The sequence below is a fragment of the Paenibacillus sp. FSL R7-0204 genome (genome assembly GCF_038002225.1).
Classification (GTDB): Bacteria; Bacillota; Bacilli; order Paenibacillales; family Paenibacillaceae; genus Paenibacillus_AQ.
Map to the genome: position 1 here is coordinate 5,408,665 of NZ_JBBOCA010000001.1, position 25,442 is coordinate 5,434,106.

29 protein-coding genes, 1 pseudogene and 1 riboswitch are annotated in these 25,442 nt (G+C 45.6%); of the genes and pseudogenes, 15 read left to right on the forward strand and 15 right to left on the reverse strand.

Annotation, left to right across the window (positions count from 1 at the left end):
* Positions 1-77: 77 nt before the first annotated feature.
* Positions 78-728, forward strand: a complete 651-nt coding sequence (locus MKX42_RS23775; protein WP_340755097.1) for a DUF4304 domain-containing protein — start codon at positions 78-80, stop codon at positions 726-728.
* A 164-nt stretch (positions 729-892) separates the two neighbouring features.
* Here the strand turns inward: MKX42_RS23775 and MKX42_RS23780 are convergent, their stop codons facing one another.
* Complete coding sequence (locus tag MKX42_RS23780; protein ID WP_340755062.1) at positions 893-2,245, reverse strand: IS4 family transposase; 1,353 nt, start codon at positions 2,243-2,245, stop codon at positions 893-895.
* A 382-nt stretch (positions 2,246-2,627) separates the two neighbouring features.
* On the opposite strand from MKX42_RS23780, the gene MKX42_RS23785 reads away from it, so the two are divergent.
* The 8 genes from MKX42_RS23785 to MKX42_RS23820 all read left to right on the forward strand — a co-directional run bounded on the left by MKX42_RS23785 (position 2,628) and on the right by MKX42_RS23820 (position 7,145).
* A complete protein-coding gene (locus tag MKX42_RS23785) occupies positions 2,628-3,554 on the forward strand; it encodes a WG repeat-containing protein (RefSeq protein ID WP_076215228.1) in 927 nt (308 codons plus the stop codon).
* A gap of 575 nt (positions 3,555-4,129) precedes the next feature.
* Positions 4,130-4,261, forward strand: a complete 132-nt coding sequence (locus tag MKX42_RS23790; protein ID WP_340755098.1) for a hypothetical protein — start codon at positions 4,130-4,132, stop codon at positions 4,259-4,261.
* A gap of 407 nt (positions 4,262-4,668) precedes the next feature.
* A complete protein-coding gene (locus tag MKX42_RS23795) occupies positions 4,669-4,983 on the forward strand; it encodes a hypothetical protein (RefSeq protein ID WP_340755099.1) in 315 nt (104 codons plus the stop codon).
* A gap of 240 nt (positions 4,984-5,223) precedes the next feature.
* A complete protein-coding gene (locus tag MKX42_RS23800) occupies positions 5,224-5,991 on the forward strand; it encodes a hypothetical protein (protein ID WP_340755100.1) in 768 nt (255 codons plus the stop codon).
* Between the two features lie 11 nt (positions 5,992-6,002).
* On the forward strand, positions 6,003-6,275 hold the full coding sequence (locus MKX42_RS23805; RefSeq protein WP_340755101.1) for a phosphotransferase-like protein: 273 nt from the start codon (positions 6,003-6,005) through the stop codon (positions 6,273-6,275).
* Positions 6,266-6,394: a hypothetical protein gene (locus tag MKX42_RS23810; protein WP_340755102.1), complete on the forward strand. Its 129-nt coding sequence runs from the start codon at positions 6,266-6,268 to the stop codon at positions 6,392-6,394. The genes MKX42_RS23805 and MKX42_RS23810 overlap by 10 nt, the downstream gene beginning before the upstream one ends.
* Positions 6,390-6,644, forward strand: a complete 255-nt coding sequence (locus tag MKX42_RS23815) for a phosphotransferase-like protein (protein ID WP_340757788.1) — start codon at positions 6,390-6,392, stop codon at positions 6,642-6,644. Before MKX42_RS23810 ends, MKX42_RS23815 begins: the two co-directional genes overlap by 5 nt.
* Positions 6,645-6,680: 36 nt before the next feature.
* Positions 6,681-7,145 carry a hypothetical protein gene (locus MKX42_RS23820; RefSeq protein ID WP_340755103.1) on the forward strand — a complete coding sequence of 155 codons (465 nt, stop codon included), beginning with the start codon at positions 6,681-6,683 and terminating at the stop codon, positions 7,143-7,145.
* A gap of 567 nt (positions 7,146-7,712) precedes the next feature.
* Here MKX42_RS23820 and MKX42_RS23825 read toward each other — a convergent pair.
* Positions 7,713-8,054, reverse strand: a complete 342-nt coding sequence (locus tag MKX42_RS23825) for a hypothetical protein (RefSeq protein WP_340755104.1) — start codon at positions 8,052-8,054, stop codon at positions 7,713-7,715.
* A gap of 18 nt (positions 8,055-8,072) precedes the next feature.
* Complete coding sequence (locus tag MKX42_RS23830) at positions 8,073-8,567, reverse strand: hypothetical protein (RefSeq protein WP_340755106.1); 495 nt, start codon at positions 8,565-8,567, stop codon at positions 8,073-8,075.
* 369 nt (positions 8,568-8,936) lie between these two features.
* Here MKX42_RS23830 and MKX42_RS23835 point away from each other — a divergent pair, with 369 nt between their 5' ends.
* Both MKX42_RS23835 and MKX42_RS23840 read left to right on the forward strand, forming a co-directional pair.
* Positions 8,937-9,335 (forward strand): hypothetical protein, encoded by a 399-nt coding sequence (locus tag MKX42_RS23835; protein WP_340755107.1) that lies wholly within the window; start codon positions 8,937-8,939, stop codon positions 9,333-9,335.
* Between the two features lie 314 nt (positions 9,336-9,649).
* Positions 9,650-10,558, forward strand: a complete 909-nt coding sequence (locus MKX42_RS23840) for a DUF4238 domain-containing protein (protein WP_340755109.1) — start codon at positions 9,650-9,652, stop codon at positions 10,556-10,558.
* A 5-nt stretch (positions 10,559-10,563) separates the two neighbouring features.
* On the opposite strand, the gene MKX42_RS23845 is transcribed toward MKX42_RS23840, so the two are convergent.
* Entirely contained in the window at positions 10,564-11,160 is a 597-nt protein-coding gene (locus tag MKX42_RS23845) for an SLATT domain-containing protein (RefSeq protein WP_340755111.1), read from the reverse strand.
* 6 nt (positions 11,161-11,166) lie between these two features.
* The gene (locus MKX42_RS23850) at positions 11,167-12,021 is read right to left on the reverse strand and encodes an SMODS domain-containing nucleotidyltransferase (RefSeq protein WP_340755113.1); all 855 of its coding nucleotides are present in this window, start codon (positions 12,019-12,021) and stop codon (positions 11,167-11,169) included.
* A 248-nt stretch (positions 12,022-12,269) separates the two neighbouring features.
* Between MKX42_RS23850 and MKX42_RS23855 the strand changes: the two genes are divergently transcribed.
* Both MKX42_RS23855 and MKX42_RS23860 read left to right on the forward strand, forming a co-directional pair.
* A complete protein-coding gene (locus MKX42_RS23855; RefSeq protein ID WP_340755114.1) occupies positions 12,270-13,250 on the forward strand; it encodes a hypothetical protein in 981 nt (326 codons plus the stop codon).
* 256 nt (positions 13,251-13,506) lie between these two features.
* A pseudogene (locus MKX42_RS23860) lies at positions 13,507-13,932 on the forward strand (YfbR-like 5'-deoxynucleotidase); the annotation flags it as partial.
* Between the two features lie 504 nt (positions 13,933-14,436).
* Here MKX42_RS23860 and thiH read toward each other — a convergent pair.
* The 6 genes from thiH to MKX42_RS23890 all read right to left on the reverse strand — a co-directional run bounded on the left by thiH (position 14,437) and on the right by MKX42_RS23890 (position 19,090).
* The gene (thiH, locus tag MKX42_RS23865) at positions 14,437-15,558 is read right to left on the reverse strand and encodes a 2-iminoacetate synthase ThiH (protein ID WP_340755116.1); all 1,122 of its coding nucleotides are present in this window, start codon (positions 15,556-15,558) and stop codon (positions 14,437-14,439) included.
* 29 nt (positions 15,559-15,587) lie between these two features.
* On the reverse strand, positions 15,588-16,352 hold the full coding sequence (locus MKX42_RS23870; RefSeq protein WP_340755117.1) for a thiazole synthase: 765 nt from the start codon (positions 16,350-16,352) through the stop codon (positions 15,588-15,590).
* A 30-nt stretch (positions 16,353-16,382) separates the two neighbouring features.
* A complete protein-coding gene (gene thiS, locus MKX42_RS23875) occupies positions 16,383-16,586 on the reverse strand; it encodes a sulfur carrier protein ThiS (protein WP_340755119.1) in 204 nt (67 codons plus the stop codon).
* Positions 16,583-17,248 (reverse strand): thiamine phosphate synthase, encoded by a 666-nt coding sequence (locus MKX42_RS23880; protein ID WP_340755121.1) that lies wholly within the window; start codon positions 17,246-17,248, stop codon positions 16,583-16,585. Before MKX42_RS23880 ends, thiS begins: the two co-directional genes overlap by 4 nt.
* Before the next feature lie 129 nt (positions 17,249-17,377).
* Positions 17,378-17,479, reverse strand: a riboswitch (TPP riboswitch).
* Positions 17,480-17,534: 55 nt separating this feature from the next.
* Positions 17,535-18,071, reverse strand: coding sequence for a hypothetical protein (locus MKX42_RS23885; protein WP_340755122.1), 537 nt, complete (start codon positions 18,069-18,071; stop codon positions 17,535-17,537).
* A gap of 146 nt (positions 18,072-18,217) precedes the next feature.
* Positions 18,218-19,090 (reverse strand): SDR family oxidoreductase, encoded by an 873-nt coding sequence (locus MKX42_RS23890; protein ID WP_209872520.1) that lies wholly within the window; start codon positions 19,088-19,090, stop codon positions 18,218-18,220.
* Positions 19,091-19,403: 313 nt separating this feature from the next.
* Between MKX42_RS23890 and MKX42_RS23895 the strand changes: the two genes are divergently transcribed.
* Positions 19,404-20,567 carry an amidohydrolase family protein gene (locus tag MKX42_RS23895; protein WP_340755124.1) on the forward strand — a complete coding sequence of 388 codons (1,164 nt, stop codon included), beginning with the start codon at positions 19,404-19,406 and terminating at the stop codon, positions 20,565-20,567.
* Positions 20,568-20,583: 16 nt separating this feature from the next.
* Positions 20,584-21,111, forward strand: a complete 528-nt coding sequence (locus tag MKX42_RS23900) for a GNAT family N-acetyltransferase (RefSeq protein ID WP_340755126.1) — start codon at positions 20,584-20,586, stop codon at positions 21,109-21,111.
* Positions 21,112-21,259: 148 nt separating this feature from the next.
* On the opposite strand, the gene MKX42_RS23905 is transcribed toward MKX42_RS23900, so the two are convergent.
* The 4 genes from MKX42_RS23905 to citZ all read right to left on the reverse strand — a co-directional run bounded on the left by MKX42_RS23905 (position 21,260) and on the right by citZ (position 25,286).
* Entirely contained in the window at positions 21,260-21,685 is a 426-nt protein-coding gene (locus tag MKX42_RS23905; RefSeq protein WP_036695834.1) for a hypothetical protein, read from the reverse strand.
* Positions 21,686-21,733: 48 nt separating this feature from the next.
* A complete protein-coding gene (gene mdh, locus MKX42_RS23910; RefSeq protein WP_340755128.1) occupies positions 21,734-22,675 on the reverse strand; it encodes a malate dehydrogenase in 942 nt (313 codons plus the stop codon).
* 100 nt (positions 22,676-22,775) lie between these two features.
* Positions 22,776-24,071, reverse strand: a complete 1,296-nt coding sequence (gene icd / locus MKX42_RS23915) for an NADP-dependent isocitrate dehydrogenase (protein WP_036725590.1) — start codon at positions 24,069-24,071, stop codon at positions 22,776-22,778.
* A 102-nt stretch (positions 24,072-24,173) separates the two neighbouring features.
* Entirely contained in the window at positions 24,174-25,286 is a 1,113-nt protein-coding gene (gene citZ / locus MKX42_RS23920) for a citrate synthase (RefSeq protein WP_340755129.1), read from the reverse strand.
* Between the last annotated feature and the right edge of the window lie 156 nt (positions 25,287-25,442).

Below are 25,442 nucleotides of genomic sequence, written 5' to 3' on the forward strand. Positions count from 1 at the left end.
AGAAGGGATTATATAATTTTACGCGAATTACAAGCTGCGCCCCTATGATGGGAATATAGCTAAGAGGGTATACATAAATGAAAACAAGTCAATTTAGAAAGTTAATCAAGACAAATCTAGCGCCCGCATTACATGAAGTTGGTTTTTCAGGAACAGATCATCATTTTGTTAAAGTTGACAACAACCATGTAATACACGCTATTGTTATCCAGGCTGATAAGCATGGTGGCTCTTGCGTTGTTGAGCTAGGGGTTCATTTCGATTTCCTTCCAAACCCTTTGGGGGAATTTATTCCTGCCAACAAACTAACCGTCTATGACTGTGAATTCAGAACCCGATTAGTTCATCAGCTAACCTGGTTTCAGTCAAATGTTCTACGCAAAAAGAAAAGTGAAGCTTGGTTTCGATATGGCGATACAGAAGATGAGTCAATGGCTGTAGTACATAAAATGAAAGAAATGATTGTTCGTCAGGGGACAAAGTACTTCGCTCAATTCAATGATTCCCCTCATGTAATAACCTCGATAACAACGAACGAGTTATCTCACCGTACGAAGATACTAGACAGCTATGGAGCGCCTTTGGATTTAAGATTAGCCTTGTTAATCGCACGAACACATGCTTTTCTCGGAAATGCTGTAGAAGCCGCCAATTTCGCTCATTGGGGACTTGAAAACATCGGTAACGCAACAGGGTTAATTCAGGATTTCACAGAACTAGTTGATTAGACTAAGGGGTAGTTTAACATTACCACAAGGAGGATGGATGTGTGTTCATTAAGTGAAGACTACCAATATCATAAAAGTTACTTTATTGCTGGGAACCCTTGGTTACCAATAATTACTATTGGTATTTTAATTATTTCCATTGTAATTATCTACAAGTTATTAACTCAACTTTCGCAGCACAAATCTCCAAACAAACCCTTGATATAGCTGGGTAAACTAGAGATCCAATCTTGTAGTTGACAAAAAACAGCTGTTTTGTTCTTCTTGGTTTTGGCCTCTGACATTTCGAGAAATAAACTCATGAGTTGCTGAAGCGCGGTCTGGAAGTCCAGATCGCGAACTTCATCTGCAAAGAGGAAAAAGAGTCCTCCCAGTGTCCGGTCATCACTCGATTGACGCCGTTCGTATTCCATTGCCAAATAACGGCTGAACACAATCGTTGTGTGACTGATCAATTGGTCGAAGGAACGGCCTTGAAATTCGGTACCCAGTTTCAAATAGCTTTTGGTGACTTTGAAAAAAGTCTCTATACTCCAGCGCATACCGTAGATTCGTACAATTTCAGCAGCATCCAGCGTTACGTCTGTACTTAAAATCGCCAGCCATTCCCGTTTTTTATTCCGGTTACGGACAAAAACAAGCTTCACGGGCAGATCACAGGTCGTGTGTACGATGACGGAGCCTTTGATGTCTTTTGAATTGGACTTCGGAAGGCTTTGAAAAACTTCACTTAGCGTCATTCGCTTGCCTTGAACCAGATAGCGCTGTTTCATTTCCTTGACCATACCAATCACAGCGAGGCCTTTGCCTGTGAGCTGACGAAGCAGTGGAGCTTGCGTAAACCAGCTATCCATGAGTACGTAATCGGCGGTGAATCCTGCACGTAAAGCCCGTTCCAGCAAGGCAACAACGGCATCCGGCTTCCGAGAAAAGGCCTCCATTCGACGTTTGTACCCGTTGCTGCGTTTCGAGAGATTCGAAGCCATTTCGCACAACCGATTGGCCAGTTTAGCTGAAGACAGCATGGCAAAGTCAAGCGGAGCGAAGCTAAAACCGTCCGACCAGCCCAGGGTTAGCATGGTGTAACCTTTGGTAAATTTGCCCGTGGAATGGTCAAAGACTCGTGCCAGTAACTCTGCTTTTTTGCTCCGGTTTCGGCTCAAAACGGAATCGTCGATGATGAACACTCGTACACGCGTAGATGAAATAAGCGATTCGAAACCCTGCACGGTGCGAAGACTTAAGGTTTGCAAAAAGCGCCGCCACGCAAAAGAAGCTTGATTCAAAAATCGATAGATGACATCTTTGCCGGGAAGATCTGCTCTACGGTCACTTTCCAGAAGTCGAAACCAGTTCTTTCCTTCGAAGACCAAAGAGAAAACGATTTGAAAAACCGCTAGACTCGAAAGACCAAAGGATTTGGAAATGCCTGCGTGCCGTAAGGCTTTCCCGATGTGGAGCGAAGCAAAAAGTTTGGAAAAGCGAGACTGTTCAGACAGGGAATGTTGTTGTACCATAGTGTTACGCACCTTTCTTGTTGGCATGGTTGATTCGACACTTCCATGATACCAAACAAGAAGGTGTTTTTTGTCAATAGAGACCAATATATTGAATCCTTCTTACGCCCTCAACGGTTTATGACAATATTCCAGGTGCGAAAGTTGAGTTATTAAGAAAGAAACATTGAATAGTTTCAGTTGCAATTGAACTTCAGTAACGATATTGGGTTAGAGTTTCCTTGGTTGCCATTTTTTGTTCAGCAAACGCGCTGGATAGCGTAGGAAAATCGTTAAGTTGGTTAAAGCTCCAATTCCATTCAGAGACCTGCAATATATTTGGGTAATATAGAAACATTTCAGAGCACACCACTTGGTGGGCAGAACATTATGGGGTGACTAAATGAGGCATGCTTACGCTAAAATAGACGGCACTATATTGCATGAAGGTCGTTACATTAATGCTGATCGATTCTATGAAGACTTTGCATTATTGATTACCGAACAAGGATTTTCTCATATGAATATGGATTTCCTAACCCCTTATCCTATTTATAAGTGGTTGACACGTTATTTTCATGGTTGGGCAGCATTTGAATCTTTGGATGGCACTAAAGGATTTATTGATTACAGCCATCAAAATTCTATCTATTTAGATTTTGATGGATTTGCTAGATTTTCATCTGATGGAGTAGCCTCTTATAGTAAAAACGGTCTAAGTGGAATCATAGATCAGTCTGGAAATATAATTTTAGACCCTACCTACACCAGAGTCGATGTATTTTCGGAAGGTTTTGCACTAGTAGAAATAGATTCTAATTTCGGCTTTCTTAACACTAAAGGTGAAGTTACTCACCCAGCAGTATGGAATAATGCCCTATTCTTCAAAAATGGTCTGGCGGCCGTATCTAATTCCAATAATAAATGGGGTTGTGTAAATACAAACGGAGATTTAGTGATTCCAACGAAGTATTCTTTCCTTGGAGCATGCGATGATGAAAGAATCTGCTTCCAAAAAGGGAGAAAATATGGATTTTTAAATATGGAAGGGGAAATAGTCATCCCTCCTATATTTGAAGAAGTGGATGGATTTTCTGAAGGATATGCAGCAGTTCAAGTCAATAAAAAGTGGGGAATTATTGATACCAAGGGTGATTTCATTGTAGAACCCGCATTAGAAATGGCTAGACGCTTTTACCATGGGTGCAGCATTATTGTAAAAGATAACACTGTCGGATTATTATCACCTAATGGTGAAATGACGATGTATCCGCAATTTCATTACGTTGACTACCCCTATAAAGATATAATGTCAGTGGTATTGGAGTAGTCTCTTTATTATACTACGTTAAGGGATACGCTATGAGGAAGGTAACCATGCAAATGTTTATTTTAAGATAAGCGTCTCTCCATAGCATACTCGTTTTTGAAAGAGGGTTACTTCCTCAGAGTATTTATCATCGGCAGGATCTAACGGCGAACATTAGTTCAATGGCAACAGCGGCGACCAAGACTTGGGTAATAAAGTCTTGGTCGCCGCTTCTTCTGTTCTTGATGAATATCCTTCCGAACATTCTTTAATTTCAAACGCAAATAATAACTATCGTTACTTGAATTGCCGATGAGCTGTATCTGCTTATTATTTGATTTTTCTCACATAGATGATCCCCTATCCATATGTCTACAGTGACACCAATTCGGCCTCTGATTAAAATCATATGTTCGTTATCTAACTCGTATTTCCATATTGAGTTCGTCTCATTTTGTGGATAAACTCATGAGAACATGCGTACTTACAGTGAAAATCCTGTGGACAAGCTGTTAATAAAAAAAAGTATTTACAAACACAATATATTGGGTTACCATTTATTTGAAAGCACAACATATAGATAAGGAGGTGTCGTAATGGCTAAATCTAGTTCACAAAAAACTTCAAGTTCCAAAATGTCTACTGTTGCTTCGAAAGCACTCCAAAGCAAACAAACTAGCAAACTAACCAAGTCTTTAGCTGCCAGCGTTCTATCGCAATCCAAATAATGTTAAATACTCAAAAAGGAGTGAGTCTATGAGTAAAACACTTAAGATTAGAGTCGGCGGATCGAAGTCACAAACCAAAAATGATCTAAAAAAGTTTGAACGTGAAATCTCACGTGAAGTAAACAAGCAATTTGATAAATTAATAAAAAGAATGAAGTAAGCATCATAACCTAAATTTCTCCTCCTTCAGATGCGGGTACATCTGAAGGAGAACTCTTAACTTCCAGGTAACACCAACTAATTAATTCTCGATCAATTCTATCGAGTTAATTCCCTCCCGAATCACATATACCCCATTTCCAAGAGTGGTTCTTAATCATATATTCATACTCTTCTTTTCGAAAATAACCATAGCTTCTACACATAAGGTTTATCATACAAAAATAATTGTAAAGGTTGTGATCCAGATGGTAAAAGTAACTGGCGTTAAAGAATTGAACAACAGATTGAATCAAATAACTAAAGGTGCCCAGGAACTTGGTGCTCAAAAACAAATGTCCTTTGATGAGCTCTTCCCAGATTCCTTTATTCAGAAACACACCCCATCTGAAAATATCTCTGATTTTCTAGGAGGCGTTGGCGTTAAATCAAAAGAAGACTTTGCGGCCCTTCCGCAGGAGGACTTAGAGACCTATGTTCGTTCTACAACGAAATTTTCGACGTTTCATGAAATGTCCCAGGCTGCTCTTGCTGAAGTCGTATATAAAAGATTAGGCTTTTAGTTTGACAGTAGACAAGCCCCTGCATAACAGCATGGGCTTGATCTACTTAAGAGCGACCTTCGACTTTAAATAATGCATTACAATACGTTCCGTCCTCTACATAATGAATAGAACTGCACTTGATTTTGATTATAGAAATGATGAACCAGAATTGAGTTAACGGGCTCAACACTTCCAATATGTGTTAATGTTAACTTACAATAATAAGGGAAGCGAAAAATGGACTAAGGAGCGAGTCTCATGACATCAGTCACACAAAGGATTGCACAAATTAAGCAGCCTTATGGGGGCTACCTGAAACCAAAAGATTTTGATGAAATAATATTCGATGATGGGATTAAACTCTACCCTGAAGAGAATATTAATGCGGGTTTAGTCGGAACAGCCGTTGATTATCTGACTCGTTATACAATGGGGACTCTTGCCGACCAGGCATTTGATATTTCACTATTTGGTGCATCAATTATTGACGAAAAAGAGAACGCCGATTTCTTACTCTCTAGAGTTCGGGGGCTGGATGATTTATCAATAAGATCTGCATGTAAACTTGTGGGGTATGATGTATGCGCTAGAGTGGGGATTATCGGATATAAGAATGCAGATGATATCCATGCAGACGAAAAAACAGTTATCAATATTCGCACCATGGTGAACCGTAGTCTTGCCTTTTTTGAACAACATGGGCCAATTATCAAAGAAGGCTTCACTTTTGAACTCGGGTACACACCTACGGTTACTTCAGGCGATGGAGACTATCTAACCGAAGATACCTTATGGGATTTCAAAGTCTCAAAAAACAAACCAACGACTGGACATACTTTGCAATTATTGATGTATTATATTTTAGGTATTCGTTCAATACATAGTGAGTTTCATGATGTGAAGAAATTAGGTATCTATAATCCAAGGTTTAACAAAGCATATTTGCATGAGATTTCAAAAATTGATTCTTCGTTGATAAACAAGGTGGCTGCTGATGTTGTAGGTGTAGAAGCAAATATTATTTGAGGGGGATTCGTTTGAAGAAAGGACTTATTGTGTTATTGAACGGAGCCTCAAGCTCAGGAAAGACAAGTATTTGTATGGAACTAAAAAAACAGCATGCGTTCCCATTTCATCACCTGTCCTTTGATGATTTTTCTGGTAGCTACAATGATTTTATCAATAAGACATATCCAGACATTAAACTTACACGAGTATTGGAAGATCATGTTGTCTCAGAGATCCTTTTTGATCCCATCACCTCAGTGTGTACTACGCGACCATTAAATTGTTTTCAGAAATGGGGCTGAATGTCATCGTTGATACCATAATTTATGATGATAAGCGCTTTAATGAATTTCATGATCTGCTGATGGATCTTCCTACATTGTTTGTAAGTGTATTGACTCATAAGAAGAGAACATATTAGAGGAGATCGAGCACTTGGATTAGCACTTTACCAGTACGACATAGTAAATTCTTTTAATGAATATGACCTAGAAGTCAATACGGAAAGGTTGAGTCCAATTGAATGTGCCGATAAAATATTGAGGTTTATAAATCACGGTCTGTCAGACTCGGTATTCAAGAAATTAAGCAGAACCAATCCTACCATAAAAAACGCTGCATTGAACTTTCGGTCAGATTACGCTAATATGCCAGTTTTAACGGATTCATGATGAGGTAATTTGATTTTTCCAAGGAGTGGAGAATAAATGAAATTGTTCCTGTTCCCTTACCTTCGGTATAAATTCGTCAACGCATATGTAGACAAATTAGGTAACATGTATTTGGTTTCAACAAGTAGGTCTAAGAAGTTAGGATCAACCGAAATAGATTATATAAATGTTTTAGAATCTGGCTATTTGGATTTTGAACTGCAAGAGAAGCTTATTGATTCATTCAAGAACTGCAATTCCCTCAAACCTCAGGAGGACATAACCAAAGACACCGTTATGGGGAGATTCATGGGTTTTAAAACATACTCGCGGGCCGTTAAGGGTTTAAAGCTTATTGAAATCTCCTGGTACTACAATCAAGGTTATGTAATAACGCCCACTGAAAAGAAGAAAGGACATGGATATATACATTTAGATAAACAAAAAATAAATTCAAATGAGGATGCTTTAGCTGCTGCTGTGAGAAGAGGAATTGATGCTTCGAGAATCACTAGTGAGTGAGGTATCATATTCAATTAACGGGGGAACATTAGTCCAATGGTAACAGCGGCGACTAAAGCTTATTTAATTAAGCCTTGGTTGCTGCTTTTTTTAATTGAATTATACCGTTCTTACTAATGAAGAATATCCTTACGTACAATATGTACGTTTGTACGCAAATAATAACTATCATTACTTTGAATTGCTAATGAGCTGTAGCTACTTATCATTTGATTTTCCCATACAGATAATTCCCCATCCATATGTCTACAAGGGCATCAAATAACATTACACTTTTTAGTTCGGCGTCGGTTGTGATGATTTGTTTAGTCATTTTCCAATCGCCCCCCTTTACGCATGAACAAAGGACGCTTAAGGAGCAAAACAGCAGGCGTACCACTAAGACTCATATCTTTCCTGTTGTAACCTTTCTTGAAGTTTATTATCAGTAACGAGCCATTTACTTTTCATTACATTTTTTGACTAGAATATATATAAATAAAATCCAAGATAATGATTTTATTTAATCAGTATCTTGGATTTTATTTAATCTTGCTTATGAAGATAATTTAACTGCCAAAAAAAATATTATCTTTTCTTCCTTAAAGACCTTGAGACAGTTGGTTGACTCGTATCTAACACGAAACCAATTTCATCTTGACTCAGCTTATGATTATTTTTAAGTTCTTGCATAAGATTATTTCTTTCTTCCTTTGTAGGATTACTCGGAACAGTTATAAAATTCATGCTCTTTATTCCCGAAGGTGATGACTTACCAATCATGGTGTTGCCATCATAACCAGCAGCTTTTATTTTTTCGGTTCCATCTGTACTTTGTTCATAGCTTATCTTTTTTGTATTTACATCTTTTTTCAAATGTTCGATTAAGTTAATAAGTTTACCCGCGTTAAAAAGTTCAATTTCCCCCATGCTCAATTCCCTCCGCCTTTAAAATTCATCTTCTTCATCAAATCCATATATTTCATCTTCATCTTTGATTTGTCCCAATAGAACGATTTCTAGAATTTCGTTATACACTTCTAAGCGAGCATTTATATAAGGTTCAAAGTAATGATGAACACCATCATTAATTATCAATTTTTCACAAATAACAACTTCTTTTTCAATAGAGGTAATTTGATATTGTAGAAATTCAACGAACATCGAGATTCTATTAGCAGAAAATAATTTCTTCTTGAAGTTAATTTTATCTTCTTTTTTTATCTCGAATAGGATATTCATGTAAGTCTGAATACTTTGCAGTGCACTATATCTTCCGTGATTAGCTGCTTGTTCGTCTCCTTGTGATAAAAAATATATTATTTGGTCTTTATCGCGTTTAAGTTCTTTTTTATTTCTCTTTATATATTTAATTAATTTCCATACTCTACTTCCTCTCCACGGCTTCAGATTCAATTCTAAATACATACTTCCATCAAACAAAATCGCACCCCCCAATATAACATTATTTATCATTTTGTTAGTTATGGAATATATCATTCGTTATAATTATATACAAATTCTTTTATACAATCAATATGCATTTTCGGAAATCTTATTTGAAAATCAGTACTTCCATATGTATTTCAAATAAATATTGCTCCAGAACGATATGAAACAAGTCCTATGAATTATTTCATTCTCATTGCTACATATAATTGTATATTTAATCGTAATCACCAGTTTGGAATTGCTAAATATTGTGGGAATCCGCACATTTCATATGCAATATATTTAATACAGGTTTACAATAAATACTACATATGCTAAAATCAATCCTGTATATAATATTTTTAATACGAGGTGAAAAAAGTGCCTATATCAAAATCCGAGGCTGGAGCTCGCTTAGGGGTTAAACAACCATCTATCGATCATTTAATTAAACAAGGACGTTTAGATGTCGTTAGTGTTACTACAAGCCATACTGTTAAAGATAAGGTTACCGAGAAATCTTTATACACAGAGCTTGCCGAACGCCATCGTTTATTCGGGAACGCACTTTCACTAACTGATGATAGTGAGCAATGTTTATGTGGATGCGGGGCGAAAACGAATCAAGGTAAATATTATCTTGCAGGGCATGATCAAAAGTTAGAAGGCATTATTAAGTTTTTTCTCATTAATGGAAACTCACTTGATCATCAGTTGGCTGTTTCACTGGCGATGTCTCGTAATATTAATATACATGCTTTGCTGACTCGCGGATTCTAACTCAAAATTTAAAATTCAAAGCATCATTACCAGTTTTTTGGTTCGTTGAACCAGATGCTACTTTGTTGAAAAGGAGAATTTAAATGATACATGTTTTCACAAACTTAATTATTTCACCACCGTAATAGAATAGGAACAGTCCGTCGATGAAAAAAGAAAAGGCAGGCACTAGACTTGATAACCTATGAAATAGAGCAGCGGATTAATTTCGGAAGAACAAAGCGACTGCCTGTGCAGCCGCTTTTTCGGGGTGGGCGAAGTAGCTTGCAAGTGATACGATAATAAAAACAGTCATTGTGGCTAGGAGGATTAGTATGGCTGCTAATAAATCTCAGAATAAAATTCAGCATTGGGTACCACAGTGCTACCTTCGCTACTGGTGTGATACGGATATTCCTGAAAATTACACACCATACGTATGGCTGTACTCAAAGGACTGGAGTATACAAAAACCCAAAGCACCCGAGAATATTTTCGCGGAAAGTGAATTATATACCATCGATATGCCGAATGGAGAACGTGATTTATCCATTGAACACAAACTTTCCAAACTCGAAACCACATACGGACAGGTCGTTTCAAAAATCGTAAAAAATCAATCCATTACTCCTGATGAACAAGCCGATCTCTGTCTGTTTTTATCAGCGATGCACGAACGAACGCCATTCCAAAGAGATCACTGGAAAAAACAATGGAGTGGTATGTACTCAAACATGAACAGAATGAAAAAGGAGATTGAGGAAGCTTCCCCAAAGCGTAGAGCAAAAATGACCAGTCTAGGCCGTTTATCACACGGGCCGACATTGTCGATGGAGGATGTTAGGCGCCGTGCTGAAAAACCTCTTCAAGAAATGATGGTGCCGAGGGTTTCATCGCGGGCGTCCATACTCACGAGGATGAACTTATCCATTTTATACTCGATAAGCAAAGCAAGATTTTTAACGTCTGACAATCCAGCTGTTATCTTTGATCCTGAATCAAACAAACGGCATTGGATGTACGAAGGGGGAATACAGTTTGAAACTGTTGAAATCACCCTACCACTCACCCCTAAGCATACGTTATTGTTAACCTGGAAGGAGCTCCCTCAGTACATCGAAATCACGAGAAAAAAGGTTGAGTTATTAAACCAACGGAATTGGGCCTATGCTCGTAATTTTGTTGTTGGCAATTCGAAAATAGACAAGCCTTCGTGGGTTCCTGAACAAGTCGATTTTGACTGAGCGAATTATAGATAAAGAATAGAATATACAATAGCGAAAGCTACGCTAACATAAATAAGGGTTTCAAAATGAAGAATTGGAAGTTTATCACGCCACGTATGCCCAAGTTCTTTGGATACCCATTTCGATTGCATAACATAAAAGAATCCAATATGAGTCAGCCAATTCCCCATAACAACTTGTTTGGATATAGAGATATGACTAACTTCTTGGGTAATTGCATCAATTCGGGCGATGTATGTGGAAAAATCGCTAGAATCGCTAAGGGAGTCTACTTCCAGATAAATTCGACGTAGTTCATTAAACAAAACCAATAATTTTTTTCCAACAATATTATATTCCTCTTTCGGATCACTTGATAGATCAACTACAAAAGCAATTAGACCTATGCTTAACAGTACGACTGAGATGAGCTGTTGATTGTCTGTAGAGACGGTCTTGTACTGTTCCAGAAGCTGAAATACACCTATGATCATGGTAAGCAGACTCACTGCTTTTGGAACAATACGTAGAACATCATAAGTCACAAAATGTTTCTTTCCACCAAATCCGACATTATAGGCAGTTAGAGCAATATAATGCAGTACGTTATTTTTGTTCAATCAATATCACCCCGTATAATAAGCTCCAAATATTTGCTTCCACAGGCTATCGTCCTCATCTTGAGCTGCCTTTTCAGCTAAATTGAATGCAGATTGAGCCTTAAACTCAAACGCTCCTGTCCGCCAAACATACTGCCCACTTCCTTTAGCTTTCCAGTAAACCTGTTCCCTGTCCTGTATCGACAGATATTTGAAAAAATCCCTCGCCATCCAATCATACCAGTTATAGGATTTATCGTTATATTCCCAATTATCCATAAACTGCATGGCAAGGGTTTCGAGAAGCATACCTGTAATAGGTACATCATAACGGACTTTCCACGCCTTCATCATACGGACCAAATGCTCAACCTTCTTATTGTATTTCTTGTTGTATTCATTAATCGCAAATATCTCGGCAACAGGGTTGCATATTCTCCATTGCCCACCGTCATTGGAATCTGGATATGTATAGGTTTCATTTTTGTTTAAAAATGCAGGAACAATTTCAAATCGAGTACCATCGCTAAAGTTAACGACAACAACTTGTCCATCTCCGCCGACATCTGTTAATGGATACGTATTTTTAACCGCTAATTTTACTTGTTGTAGTAATGCGGATTGTCCATTGCTACGGTAAGCATTAAATTTTGCATAAGTATCATAAGGGAGTACCATTAACATGTCTACATCGCTAAATCCTTTAATAGCCGTACCTCGTCCATACGATCCAACATACCGTGAATTTCTTGTGGTGGAATCCAAACCCCAGAAAGCTAAGTTTAAGCGGCGTGTAATTTTGTGATAACGATCTGACACAGTAAGGTGGTTGGTGGTACGTAAATTGCCTACCAAAGATTCGAATTTATGTCCGATGTACAACAAAGCCCCTCCCTATAAATCATTTTCGTACAATTCCATAATAGCAAAAACACCCCCTGCAATATAGAAATAATTTCCTATAGTTTAAAAGTGTAAAATAGGAGGAATTACACCTCGGATTTTACCTTTAACCACACAGTCTAGCTAAGCGCCAAATACTCTTAGTGTAATCAATTGTTTTATTTTGACAATTGTATATCAATAACATAAAGTCGTAGTATAAATCACTACTAAAGAGGGTATATTTTATGAGTTTTGAAGCGACTGTGCTACAAGTTTTGATTGCTTCTCCATCAGATGTAAGGGATCAGCGAGATGAAATTGAAAAACAAATTTTTGAGTGGAATAAACAGTATGCTGAGGAATTGAATATTGTTTTACTTCCAAAACGTTGGGAAGATGTAGCCCCAGCGTATTCCACTGATGACCCACAACAACTCTTAAATGAAAAGCTAGTTGGAAAATGTGATATTCTTATTGGAGTTTTTTGGACAAAGTTAGGTACACCAACTGCAAGATATGGATCTGGCACACTTGAGGAAATCAGTGTTTGCATTGAAAAAGGGAAAGAAATCATGCTTTATTTTTTGATTGACGATATACCAATGGATGTTATTGCTTCTGAAGAGAAACAAAAGGAATTCAATAAAGTTCAGGCTTATAAAAGAGAATATGGACATAAAGGCCTTTATTCATACGAAACTGCAAGGATTAAAGAACACTTGTATGAAAAGGTTAACGATTTTAAAAAGAAAAGCGGAGCAAGTAACAGTGGATACGGACCACAACAATCGGTAGTCATTGACGAAAAACCAGAAGAACTCGTAAAAGTACCAATTATCAGAGGAACTGCCCCAAAAGAATCTTCCATTAATTTTTCTAGTTTACTCAAGGACGGCGGATTAAAGCCTGCCGAAATCCTTTTACTTGGGTATATACTTGATACTGGTGATAGAAATTTCGGATATCGCGGGATGGCTAAAAATACCATTGAGAAAATTCAGAAATGGGAAATCGATCTAAATTTAATAAGGTCTTTATCAACGGAGTATGAAACCGTTATCAAAAATCTCGCTGCTCGAAACATTTTAGAAGAAGAACGTACAGGCCCAGGTAATGTCAGGTTGTATAGCTTACCTATATATTTATTTAATGAGCTATGTAAACTGCCTCCTAAATCGAAACACAGAATCGATGAATTTATAGACGGTTATGTTAGAATTAATTAGTCGATAAAAAAAAGCGGATAAGAAATCAGTTTTTATAATAGCTAGAAGTTGGGTTCCGTAAGCTGTTTATATATTGTATATGAGGCACTTGATGTATATGAAAAATTCAGATTAATGAAATTGACTGCATTGTATGTACATTAATTTATTTAGGTGCAACATTATTTAGTCTGTTTCTCCGCTTGAAATCAACAAAACCCCGACTTTTCGTATTTATGTGCAATCATTTTTATCCAGATAAGCCTGCGAGGTCTTCACCGGCGACATCGCCACGCCGGTGAAGCATAACAACTCGCGTCTGCTGTCCAGCTTCCGCGAGATGGAGCAGGTGGCCGCCGACCGGCTGGCGGCCATGATCCCGCCGGAGCTGAGCGCAGTCTACGCGCCGCTCCTGCAGCCGCACACCAGCCCGCCCGGCTCCGAGGATGCCGGACTGCTCCGCTACGTCAAGGCAGCGGATGTGCTGGACGCTTACCTGAAATGCGTCTGGGAGGTCGCCGCAGGCAACCGCGAATTCGCCGCCGCCCGGGAGCAGACCGCCGCGAAGCTGCATGTGCTGGAGATGCCGGAGATGGAGTATTTCCTTGAACACATGGCTCCGGGCTTTGAGATGTCACTGGACGAGCTGTCTTCAAGCGCGAGCCAGGGACAATCCGCAAGAGAGCCTGAATCTATAGAGTAAGTAGAGTATGGCATTCGCATAACGTAGGTCCCCAGCTTTGGCTGGGACACTAACGGTTTGACCCGCGTACCTCGCGCTGGCACATTGTATTCCGTTTTCCGCATACATCCGGCCCACGCGCCCTTGTGATACAAGAGAAGTCAGCACGTTGCAGCCTAGAACGCTTATACAATGCAAATAACCCGCCTCATGGCGGGTTATTTGCATATGTCGGCTTACGTTTGGCCAGGTTAGCTCCGGTCTATTTAATTTAAGTTAAAGGAAAAAGGGCGGAGGGGAATTTTGGAACTGGAGGAGCGGTAGCGACCGCCTTTGTCTACGGATTTCAACCGTTAAAAACGGCATAAAATCAAGAAATCTGTAGACAACAGCGGCCGGAAGTCCAAAACTTCTCTGGAGTCACGGCTAATTCCGAAACATAAAAACATTAGTTCAATTTATATAGCCTGTTCCGTTTAACTTACATCCAGTTTAGTCAAATCAAACTAAGTCACATCAGCTTGCCTACCTCATCCCAAGCGGCTCGGACAGGATATCCCAGTCCTTGAATACCGGCTGGAGTCCTTGCGACCGCAGCATCTCGGCCATCTCGGCCACGCTGCGGTTGTCCGAGATTTCAAACTGCGGGGTGCCCCCTTCGAGGGAATGTCCGCCCACTTCGGTGGATACCCCTGCGGACATCTTCGTGATGCCGAGCTGGACCAGATGATCGCGCAGAGCGGCAGGCTCGCGTGTGGACAGTGAGATGCCGGAGCGCGGCAGGAACAGGCGGTAGGCCAGGATGATCTGCACCAGCGCCCGGTCGGTTACGTTGCTTGCCGGATTGAATTCGCCTAAGTAAGGCCGGAATCTGGGAATCGACAGCCCGATTTCGCATTCCGGGTACTTGTCCTGCAGATACCTCGCATGCAGCGCAGTCGCCAGCGCCTCCTGCCGCCATTCGTACATGCCGAGCAGGGCCCCGATATTCACTGAACGAAAGCCCGCTTGGCAGCCCCGCTCGGGAGCGTCCAGCCGGTTGCGGTAGACGCGTTTGGGTCCTTTTACATGCAGCGCTCGATAAGTCTCCTGGTGGTAGACCTCCTGGTAGAGCGTCAGACCGTCCACGCCGGCTTCCCGGAGTTCAGCATATTCGGCTGTCGAGAGCGGATTCACTTCAATGCTGACAGAGGAAAAATAGCGGCGCAGCACATTCACGCAATCCCTCACATAACCGGCCGGGCTGTCTCTCCGGGATTCCCCGGTCAGGATCAGAATATGGCGCAGGCCCGTGGCTGCGATGGTCTCTGCTTCCCGGGCGACCTCCTCCAGCGTCAGTTTTTTGCGTGGAAAATCATAGATAGAACTGAAGCTGCAATACGTGCAGTGATTCACGCAGAAATCTGCAAGATACATCGGGGTAAACAGCTGCATCACATGGCCGAAATGCGTACGCGTCAACCGGTGCGCCTTCTGTGCCATCTCCTCCAGATAAGGCTCCGCTGCCGGTGACAGCAGGGCCATCAGCCCTTCTTCATCCACCTGCTCTGCACGAAGCGCGCGCTTCACATCCTCTGCCGTATAACGGCTCCATAGCGTCCCGTAAGGAAGCTGCTCCAGCCGGGCCATCGTCTCATAATAGCTCATAACCGTTCCTCTCCTCCCTATTCCATCTGTCAGGCCAAGAATCCGGTCAACGGTGAAGAGGCTGCCGCCGTCTCCTCCACAGGGCCCAGTCCGGCGAGATAAGCTTTGCGCCCGGCGGATACCGCTTCACGGAAGGCTTCTGCCATCAGCAGCGGATCTGAGGCGGTAGCAATCGCTGTATTAAGCAGGACCGCTGCGGCTCCCATCTCCATCGCCTCGGCCGCCTCGGACGGTCTGCCGATTCCGGCATCCACGATCACCGGCAGATCCGTCTCAGAGATCAGAATCCGGATCAGCTCCTTGGTCTGCAGCCCGCGGTTGGAGCCAATCGGCGCTCCAAGCGGCATTACGGCTGCGGCCCCCGCTGCCTTCAGCCGCAGGGCTGCGGACAGGTCAGGACTCATGTAAGGAAGCACCACGAAGCCCTCTGCTGCCAGAATCTCGGTCGCCCGGATGGTCTCGGTATTATCCGGCAGCAGATATTTCTGGTCGTTGATGACCTCAATCTTCACCCAATTCCCCAGCCCCGCCGATCTCGCCAGCCGGGCAATCCGTACCGCCTCTTCTGCGGTGCGCGCACCGGAGGTATTGGGCAGTAAAGTCATGTGGGAAGGAATGTGGCTGACAATATTGTCACTGCTCTCCGGGTCCACCCGGCGCAGGGCAACGGTAATGACCTGTGAGCCTGATCGCGTAATCACCTCGGGTATGAGGGTGTTGCGGCTGTATTTTCCGGTGCCAATGAACAGTCTGCTGGTTAGAGTCACTCCGCCAATCATCAATGGGTCTTGCATGTTAACGCCTCCTGGGATAAGTTTTCGTGTTCAGCCTCCGCCTACAAAATGAACCAGCTCAATCCGGTCCCCTTCATTTAGTAACGCATCGCCATAAACCTCTCTTCCGGCAAGCTCGCCGTTCAGCTCGACAATCACCAGCTTCCCGGCCCACTCGGGCCGGGCCAGCAGATCCGCCAGCGTCCGGCAGCTCTCTTCCACCCTCTGGCGGGTACCGTTAACGGTCACATTCATGCCTGTTCACCTCCTGCTGTGCCCTGTGCTTGAGCCATATCCAGCGCTTCAGCCAGCTCTGCTGCCCTGTGAACCGCTGCCCTGTACGCCCGGGCCGCTGCCACCGGGTCCGGGGCTCCGCAGATCCCCGACATGACGGCAATGCCTGCTGCCCCTTGGGCTAACACCGCCTCGGCATTCCCCGGGGTAATCCCTCCAAGCGCAATCAGCGGGATGCAGCTCCAGCGGACGGCCTCTGCCAGCTGCGCAAGTCCCCGTGCCTGCTGTCCGGGCTTGCAAGCCGTCGGGAATACATGCCCGTAGAGGCAGTAGTCTGTTCCCTGCCTTCCAGCCTGAGCCGCCTCTTCCTGCGAGTGGACCGATCTGCCGATCCGCAGACCCGGTGCAAGGCCGCGCACTGCGGCTGGCGGGAGGCTATGCCAGGCTAACTGTACACCGCCTGCCCCGGCGGCCAGGGCAACATCGATCCTATCATTAATGACCAGCTTCGATGGCGGTACTCCGGCCTGAAGCATCTGCTGCGCCGCCGCCAGAAGTTCGCGGGCAGGCATGGATTTTTCGCGGAGCTGGATATAATCCACCATAGAATGCACCGCCGCGGCCCATTCAGCCAGCGCTTCAGGCGGCAGCCGCCCATCCGAGACCGCATGAATTTCGTACAACGCCCTTCCCCTCCCGTCTGTTCCAGCTCACTCTGCACCACTCCACAACACAAAAAAGACCGCCCCCCGTAAAGGAAGCAGTCTGGAATAGAAACAGGAATACCGGCACTTGCCGTATACCCCCGCTGCAATATTCGTTCTCCACTTCCCTACGCTGGTATAAACCAGATCAGGTTCAAAGGGTCCGGACACTACGTCCGTCTCAGCCTTGCGGCACCCCTAGTGATCGTTCTATGCGGTTGTTTTGTCTTGCTTGTTGTATATTAGCATATTATTCCTGTCAGGGCTATTCTTTCGTAGATTTTACTTCAATTACAAAAACCACAGATGAACTCCCTTCTGAAAATTTACCATCCTCGGTTGTCCAGAATGCTGATATGCCATAGTAATAAACGCCTTGTTCTTTTGGAGCATTAAAAGAGCCGTTCTGCAATGGAATTTGCACTTCTTTATCATCGACAAATTGCTGAACGGTTAACCCGCCGGGTGCCGGTTTATAAGCAAAAGCAACATGGATCCCCCCCTCAGGGGCTATAACAGTGGGAGTAACCCCCTGTACCATGGATTGTCCTCCTATATAATCCGCACATCCTAATTTCCCCCAGCAATAGCTGCCTTGGGTAACCGGAATTTGGGTTTTCCCGGAAGTAACAAGGGGTAGCGGCGGTGATTCCTGCTTAATTCTAACCCCAATGCTTTTTGCCTTTCCTTCCAATCTTGTATTTGCCACAAGTCTCCCTGCAAAAGGAGTCAAGTAAATGAACACTACCAGAAAAACTAAAATCCCCGCTGCAGATAGAATGATTCCTTTTTTTCTAAGCATCCCAATCCCCTTTCATATCCAATTATCTAAATAGACGGAATTATATTGTAATAGTTACAAGCGCTGAAAAAAAGCCTGCCGGCAAGCGGTTAGGCTTTTTTAAAATAGAATTTATATGTTGCACACGAATCTGCATCCAGCACCCATCAGCCGTTCACAACCTCGCCGCCGTTCACATGCATCACCTGTCCGCTCACATAGGAGGAATCGTCCGAGGCCAGGTATACATAAGCCGGTGCCAGCTCTTCAGGCTGTCCCGGGCGCTTCATCGGCTGGGTGCCGCCGAACTCACTGACCTTCTTCGCGTCAAAGGTTGAAGGAATCAGCGGGGTCCAGATGGGTCCGGGCGCTACCGCATTCACGCGGATGCCCTTATCGGCCAGATTCATCGACAGCGAACGGGTGAAGCTGAGAATCGCTCCCTTGGTGGACGAATAGTCCAGCAGCTGCGGGCTGCCGCGATACGCCGTGATGGAGGTGGTGTTAATGATCGTAGCGCCTTTTTTAAGATGAGGCATCGCTGCCTTAGTCAGATAGAACATGGAGAAAATATTCGTCCGGAACGTACGCTCCAGCTGCTCCGCTGTGATGTCCTCAATATGGTCCTGCGGATGCTGCTCCGCTGCGTTGTTGATCAGGATGTCGAGCTTGCCGAGTCCTTCAACGGTTTGACGAATCAGGCTCTGACAGAAGCATTCGTCCCCGATGTCGCCGGCGATCAGAATACAGGTTCTGCCCTCCTGCTCCACCTGGCGCTTGGTCTCCTCCGCATCCTCATGCTCGTTCAAGTAGGAGATCACCACATCCGCGCCCTCCTTGGCAAAATGAACGGCAACCGCACGCCCGATCCCGCTGTCGCCTCCGGTAATGAGCGCAGCCTTGCCCAGCAGCTTGCCTGCTGCCTTGTACGCCGGTGTCTCAAACTCCGGGAGCGGGTTCATCTCACTCTCAATTCCCGGGCGTTGATCCTGTACCTGCGGGGGCAGGGTTTTGACAGGTTGTTTGTTAGTGTCTGGCATAATCCATTCTCCTTTCGCTGTCCACAGTAATGTTGATTAATCATGTTAGCATGGCTTAAGGTCTGGTGTTTATGCATCAGGCAGTGTGCCTGCTTGGCTGTACGTTATGTTACTTACCACACTTGGCAGCCGCCCAAACAACCAATGTTCATTCCCGGCTGTCACGGATTTCTCTGGGGAGAGCCGGATAGTGAAATGATCTTACGGTATGTAAGGAACTTTTCCTAATCGAATATTATCTATATCCGCTAGGGGGAAAGCCCTATACTTTGTGAGGAAAGACAACTACCTTAACGGAGAGGACGCTTCCACCATGGGAAATGAGCGCATCTTGCTGGTGAACGGAACGGTAATCGATGGAACCGGACGGCCGCCGCTGCATCATACAAACATTGAGATTGTTAATGGCCGCTTCGGCACCATAACACAGCAAAGTGACATTAACGGGAGAATCGGGCATGACTCCGCAACAACAGTGATCGACCTTGAGGGTCTGTTCATTTTGCCGGGGTTTATTCACACCCATGCCCATACCAGCTTCAAGTACATACAGAATGAGCCGCTGCACGGATATCATACGGAATATTTGGCCGCGTGCCTAGCAGAAGGAATTACTACGATCCGCGATGAGGGAATGACTACGGCAGCATCGATTGACGATGTAGTCACACATACGCGGCAGCTGGAGAGCGGTGCTTTTCCCAGAATTCTTACGTCTGGCAAGGTCTTCACGGCTCCAGGCGGTTACGGTGGTCAGGAGCCTATCGGAGTAGGGAGTGCAGAGGAGGCGCGGCTTAAGGTTCGTCAGGTTTTGGGACAAGGAATACATTTCATCAAAACAGCGCTGGAAGACGGCTACGATCCTGCTACCGCCGGACTGCCCCAGCTGAATCAGGAGATTCTTGAAGCGATCTGCCAGGAGGCCCGGAGCATGGGCACTTACGTATCTGCTCATGTTACAAGTGCACGTAATCTTCAAGTTCTGGTGGATGCAGGGATCAGCGATGCTGCGCATATGATTTACGACCGGCTGGACGATCAACTGATAAGGCAAATGGTGAGCAGGAGCATCCGAATCGTTCCCACACTCACCGTACTCCAGATGTTCCAGGACAAATTCGGAGCGCCGCTGCTGGAGCAAGGCCTGGATAATCTCTGGAGATTTATTCAGGCGGGCGGGGAGATTGGCCTGGGGGATGATTTTATCGAAGAAGCTCCTCCGTGGTACAGAGCCGGTATGCCGTGGAAAGAGATCCAGCTGTTAGGACAAGCCGGCCTCTCCCCGATGCAGATTATTGTGGCTGCCACTTCATCCGGTGCCAAGATCTGCAGGCTGGATCATGAGCTCGGTACCATTGAGACAGGCAAGAGGGCCGATCTATTGGTCGTCGGGGGCGATCCGCTAGCGGATATTAACAACCTGCGTCAGGTCAGCTGGGTAATGAAAGACGGCAAGATCGTATCGAAATCATACTAGCAGGAGGTTTTGCAAAATGAACGCAAGAATCACATTATCTCCGGTCACCCCGGACGATATCGATTTCATCACAACGCTTGAAACCCGCGCCTCACTCTGGCCCTTCGAGGATATGATTCCAACCGACAAGGATGCAGTGCGAAAGACTGTGGCGGAACGAATCTATAGCGACTGGCACAAACAATTCGTGATCCGGCTCGCCTCCCCGGAGGCAACCCCTGTCGGGGAAGTGCATATACACTGGTACGTAAAAGAGCGCGAGAGCTGGGAGCTGGGCTACAGCCTTTTCCCTGAATACCGGGGGCAAGGCTACTGCACCGAAGCGGCGCAGTTGGCCTTGAAGCTTGCTTTTCAAGAATGGAAGGCCCACAGAGTCGTGGCTATGTGCAATGAATACAATACCTCATCCATCCAGGTGCTGGACAGGTTAGGGATGGTCCGCGAGGGGGTATTCCGGGAAGAAATACACTGGAACAACCAGTGGGTCAACCAATACTTTTATGCAATACTGGACCGGGAGTACCTGGGGCGTAAAGGGATATAGAACCAGATCGGGGAACGAGGCTGAGACCTAATGCTACCAGCCGTTGGGAACAATCTCCAACAATGTGCTTCCAGACATACGAAACAGCCCTGGAGGCCGAGGCTTCCAGAGCTGTTAGCACCACACTGCCCATCCGGCAGCAGGTTAATTAGATAATTGTGTTGTACACCATGAAAAAGATCATGACGACCAGCGAGACCATCAGCAGCAGACTCATGGTACGGATCTTGGCAGTCTCCGCAGAGACATCACGGTTCTCTCTCATGCCTGCCGCAGCGAGGCGCAGAGGCTTGGTCATAATCCCGCCGAACGCGAACATAGCCAGCAGAAGCACCGTAACAATGATCATCCAAGGTACAGAATACTCGCCCTTAGTCATCATGTAGCCGCCGGTCAGCAGCTGAATCACAAGCCCGTATTGGGCAAAACGGTTGAATCCGCCGATTGCACTGAGCGTGCCTTCCTTCGCCGGGGAGGACAGCTTAGCCGTCCCGCTTAAGATAAACGGCAGCACCAGATAGAAGCCAAGTGCCAGCGTCCCGATCATATGCAGAAAAAAGAAAACATGACCCATCGTAATCTCCTCCTATTTCAATTTGAGGGGCTCCGGCAGATGCCGGGGTTACATGGTTACAGAGGAAGTCACCGCGCGGACCGAATCAGCGGACTGGTCGAGCGCCGCCTGTTCCTCCGCCGTAAGCTCCAGTTCAAAAATCCGCTCAATCCCCTCCGCTCCCAAAAGCACAGGAACTCCCATGAACAGGTTCTCATAGCCGTATTCACCCTCAAGCAGAGCGATTACGGGTATGATCCGTTTCTTGTCCTTGAGAATGGCCTCCGCCATCTGAACCAGGGATGCTGCCGGAGCATAATATGCACTGCCGTTGCCCAGCAGACTGACAATCTCACCGCCGCCGACGCGGGTACGCTGCACAATCTCTGCGATGCGGGCTGCCGGGATAAGCGTCTCGATCGGAATACCGCCTACGCTGGAATAACGTACTAACGGCACCATATCGTCGCCATGGCCGCCCAGCACGAAGCCGCGTACATCCTCTACCGATACATTAAGCTCCTGAGCGATGAAGGTGCAGTAGCGGGCCGTATCCAGTACCCCGGATTGTCCGATTACGCGGTTCTTGGGGAAGCCGAGCGCATGATAGGCCACGTATGTCATGGCATCCACCGGATTGCTCAGAATAATCACAATGGACTCTGGAGCCACGCGCTTCACATTCCCGCAGACCGATCTGACAATGTTCGCATTGGTGTTGACCAGATCCTCACGGCTCATGCCGGGCCCCCGGGCAACCCCTGCGGTAATAATAACGATGTCAGAATCCGCTGCATCCTCATAGCTTGAAGTTCCGGTAATCTGAGCATCGAATTTCTGCACGGGTCCCGCTTCGAGCATATCCAGCACCTTGCCCTTGGCCTGCTTCTCAAGCTGGGGAATGTCCAGCAGTACCACATTGCCAAGTTCCTTCTGGGCAAGCATAAGCGCCGTGGTCGCGCCGGTGAATCCGGCACCTACGACAGTGATTTTTGAACGTTTGATCGCCACGGTAGCCCTCCTAACCTGATGATAGTCTGCAGGCGGCTACATAGATATAAGCTACACGGATGTGCAGCTTATATCTGTAATATTTACCGGCCCGGCCTGCTTACAGATGGTTGATGATCTCGTCAGCAAAAGCAGAGCATTTCAGCTCAGTCGCGCCTTCCATCTGGCGGGCAAAGTCGTAAGTAACCGTCTTGTTGTTAATTGCTGTACTCATTCCCTGGTAGATCAGGTCAGCTGCTTCCTGCCAGCCCAAATGCTCAAGCAGCATTACGCCGGAGAGAATAACAGAGCCCGGATTCACTACGTCCTTATCAGCATACTTAGGTGCCGTACCGTGTGTAGCTTCAAAAATAGCATGTCCCGTAATATAGTTAATATTCGCTCCAGGAGCAATACCGATGCCGCCGATCTGGGCAGCCAGTGCGTCGGAGAGATAGTCACCGTTCAGGTTCAGCGTCGCAATGACATCGAAGTCTGTCGGGCGTGTCAATACCTGCTGCAGTGCAATGTCCGCAATAGCATCCTTCACGATGATCTTGCCTGCTGCTTCGGCTTCCTTCTGGGCAGCATTCGCAGCAGCTTCACCGTCGCGCTCCTTGATGACATCGTACTGGTTCCAGGTGAAGACCTTATCGCCGAACTCCTGTTCAGCCACTTCATAGCCCCAATTCTTAAAGGCGCCTTCAGTGAACTTCATGATGTTGCCTTTGTGTACCAGGGTCACGCTCTTGCGTCCGTGCTTGATCGCATACTCTACTGCTGAACGAACCAGGCGCTTCGAGCCTTCCTCGGATACAGGCTTGATACCGATACCCGATGTTTCCGGAAAGCGGATTTTGTTCACGCCCATTTCCTTCTGGAGGAACTCGATAACCTTCTTCACTTCGGCAGAGCCTTCCTGATATTCAATACCCGCATAAATATCCTCTGTATTCTCACGGAAAATAACCATATCCACCAGCTCAGGATGCTTCACCGGAGAAGGAACGCCGTCGAAGTAGCGCACCGGGCGCAGACATACGTACAGGTCAAGCTCCTGGCGCAGCGCCACGTTCAGGGAGCGGATCCCTCCTCCGATTGGAGTAGTCAGCGGGCCTTTGATTGCCACAATGTACTCGCGGATCGCTTCCAGCGTGTCGTTCGGCAGCCATTCACCATATGTATTGAAGGCCTTCTCGCCGGCAAACACTTCGTACCACGCAATTTTCTTCTTACCGCCGTAGGCTTTCTCTACAGCTGCATCCAGCACCCGCTTGGAGGCTTTCCAAATGTCACGGCCTGTCCCGTCACCCTCGATGAATGGAATGATCGGCTGATCCGGAACCAGCAGCTTGCCGTCTTCGATTGTAATTTGTTCGCCTTCTGTGGGCAGATCGTATTGTTCCAGTTTCAACATTTGTAGATATTCCTCCTAAAAGTATGATGTATAAGCATTCATATCATTCATTGTACTAAAGGGGTAGAGCAGCCTGCAAGGGCCGCCCTCCCTGCCGCCCTGTTATCGCTCGTCTACAGGGACGTACTTCATGTCGGACATGCCTGTATATTCCGCACGCGGACGGATGATACGGTTGTCTTCGTACTGCTCCAGAATGTGCGCCGTCCAGCCCGAGGTGCGGCTGATCGCGAAAATAGGGGTGAACAGCTCCCGTTCAATCCCCAGCTGTGTGTAGACCGATGCCGAATAGAAGTCGACGTTCGGTTTCAATCCCTTTTGGCTGGTAATCAGCTCTTCCACCTTGACGGACATGTCATAGAGACTGGTGTCATTCTTCATCGTGCCCAGCTCGCTGGACATCTTCATCAGGTGCTTAGCGCGCGGGTCGCCGTTCTTGTAGACACGGTGTCCGAAGCCCATAATCTTCTCGCGGCGCTCCAGCTTGCCCTGGATATACGGCTCCACCGCATCCAGACTGCCGATCTCCTCGAGCATCTTCATTACGGCTTCATTCGCGCCGCCATGCAACGGCCCCTTAAGCGCCCCGATCGCCGAGGTCACACCGGAGTAAATGTCGGACAAGGTCGCAACCGTTACCCGCCCTGCAAAAGTCGAAGCATTCAGCTCATGGTCGGCATGCAGCACAAGCGCCGTATCCAGCGCCTTGACGGATACCGCATCCGGCTCTTTTCCCCACAGCATGTAGAGGAAGTTCTCGGCGATGGTCAGGCCGGCCTTAGGGGCTACCGGCTCCAGGCCTTTGCGGATGCGCGCCAGTGCGGCAACTACAGTCGGAATCTGCGCCTGCAGCTTCAGCGCCTTGGTCTGGTTCGCTTCCTTGCTCATATCATCGGCGGCTTCATCGTACAGCGCCAGACTCGATACGGCAGAGCGCAAAGCGGCCATGGTGTTGGCTTCCTTGGGATACAGCTTCATTTGAGTGAGCACCTGCTCCGGGATCGCAGCGTGTGCACTGAGGTCGCGCCGCAGAGCTTCAAGCTCCGGCACCGTTGGCAGGCTGCCGAACCACAGCAAATAAGCAGTCTCCTCAAATGTGGCATGGTCCGCAAGATCGTCAATATCATAGCCGCGGTAAGTGAGCACTCCATCTACGATAGAGCTGATTGAGGAGGTCGTTGCAACAATGCCTTCAAGTCCTTTAGTAGCTGTCATAGTCTCTCTCTCCTTTGCCAACAAGAGTATATAGTGCCGCTTCAAACCTCATGTAAACATTTACATTTCCAAGTATTACAACTCTCTCTGAAAAAAATTCAGAACCGGCTCAGAAGATTGCAACTAAATTTCTGCTCTTTAACCTTTAATTATCAT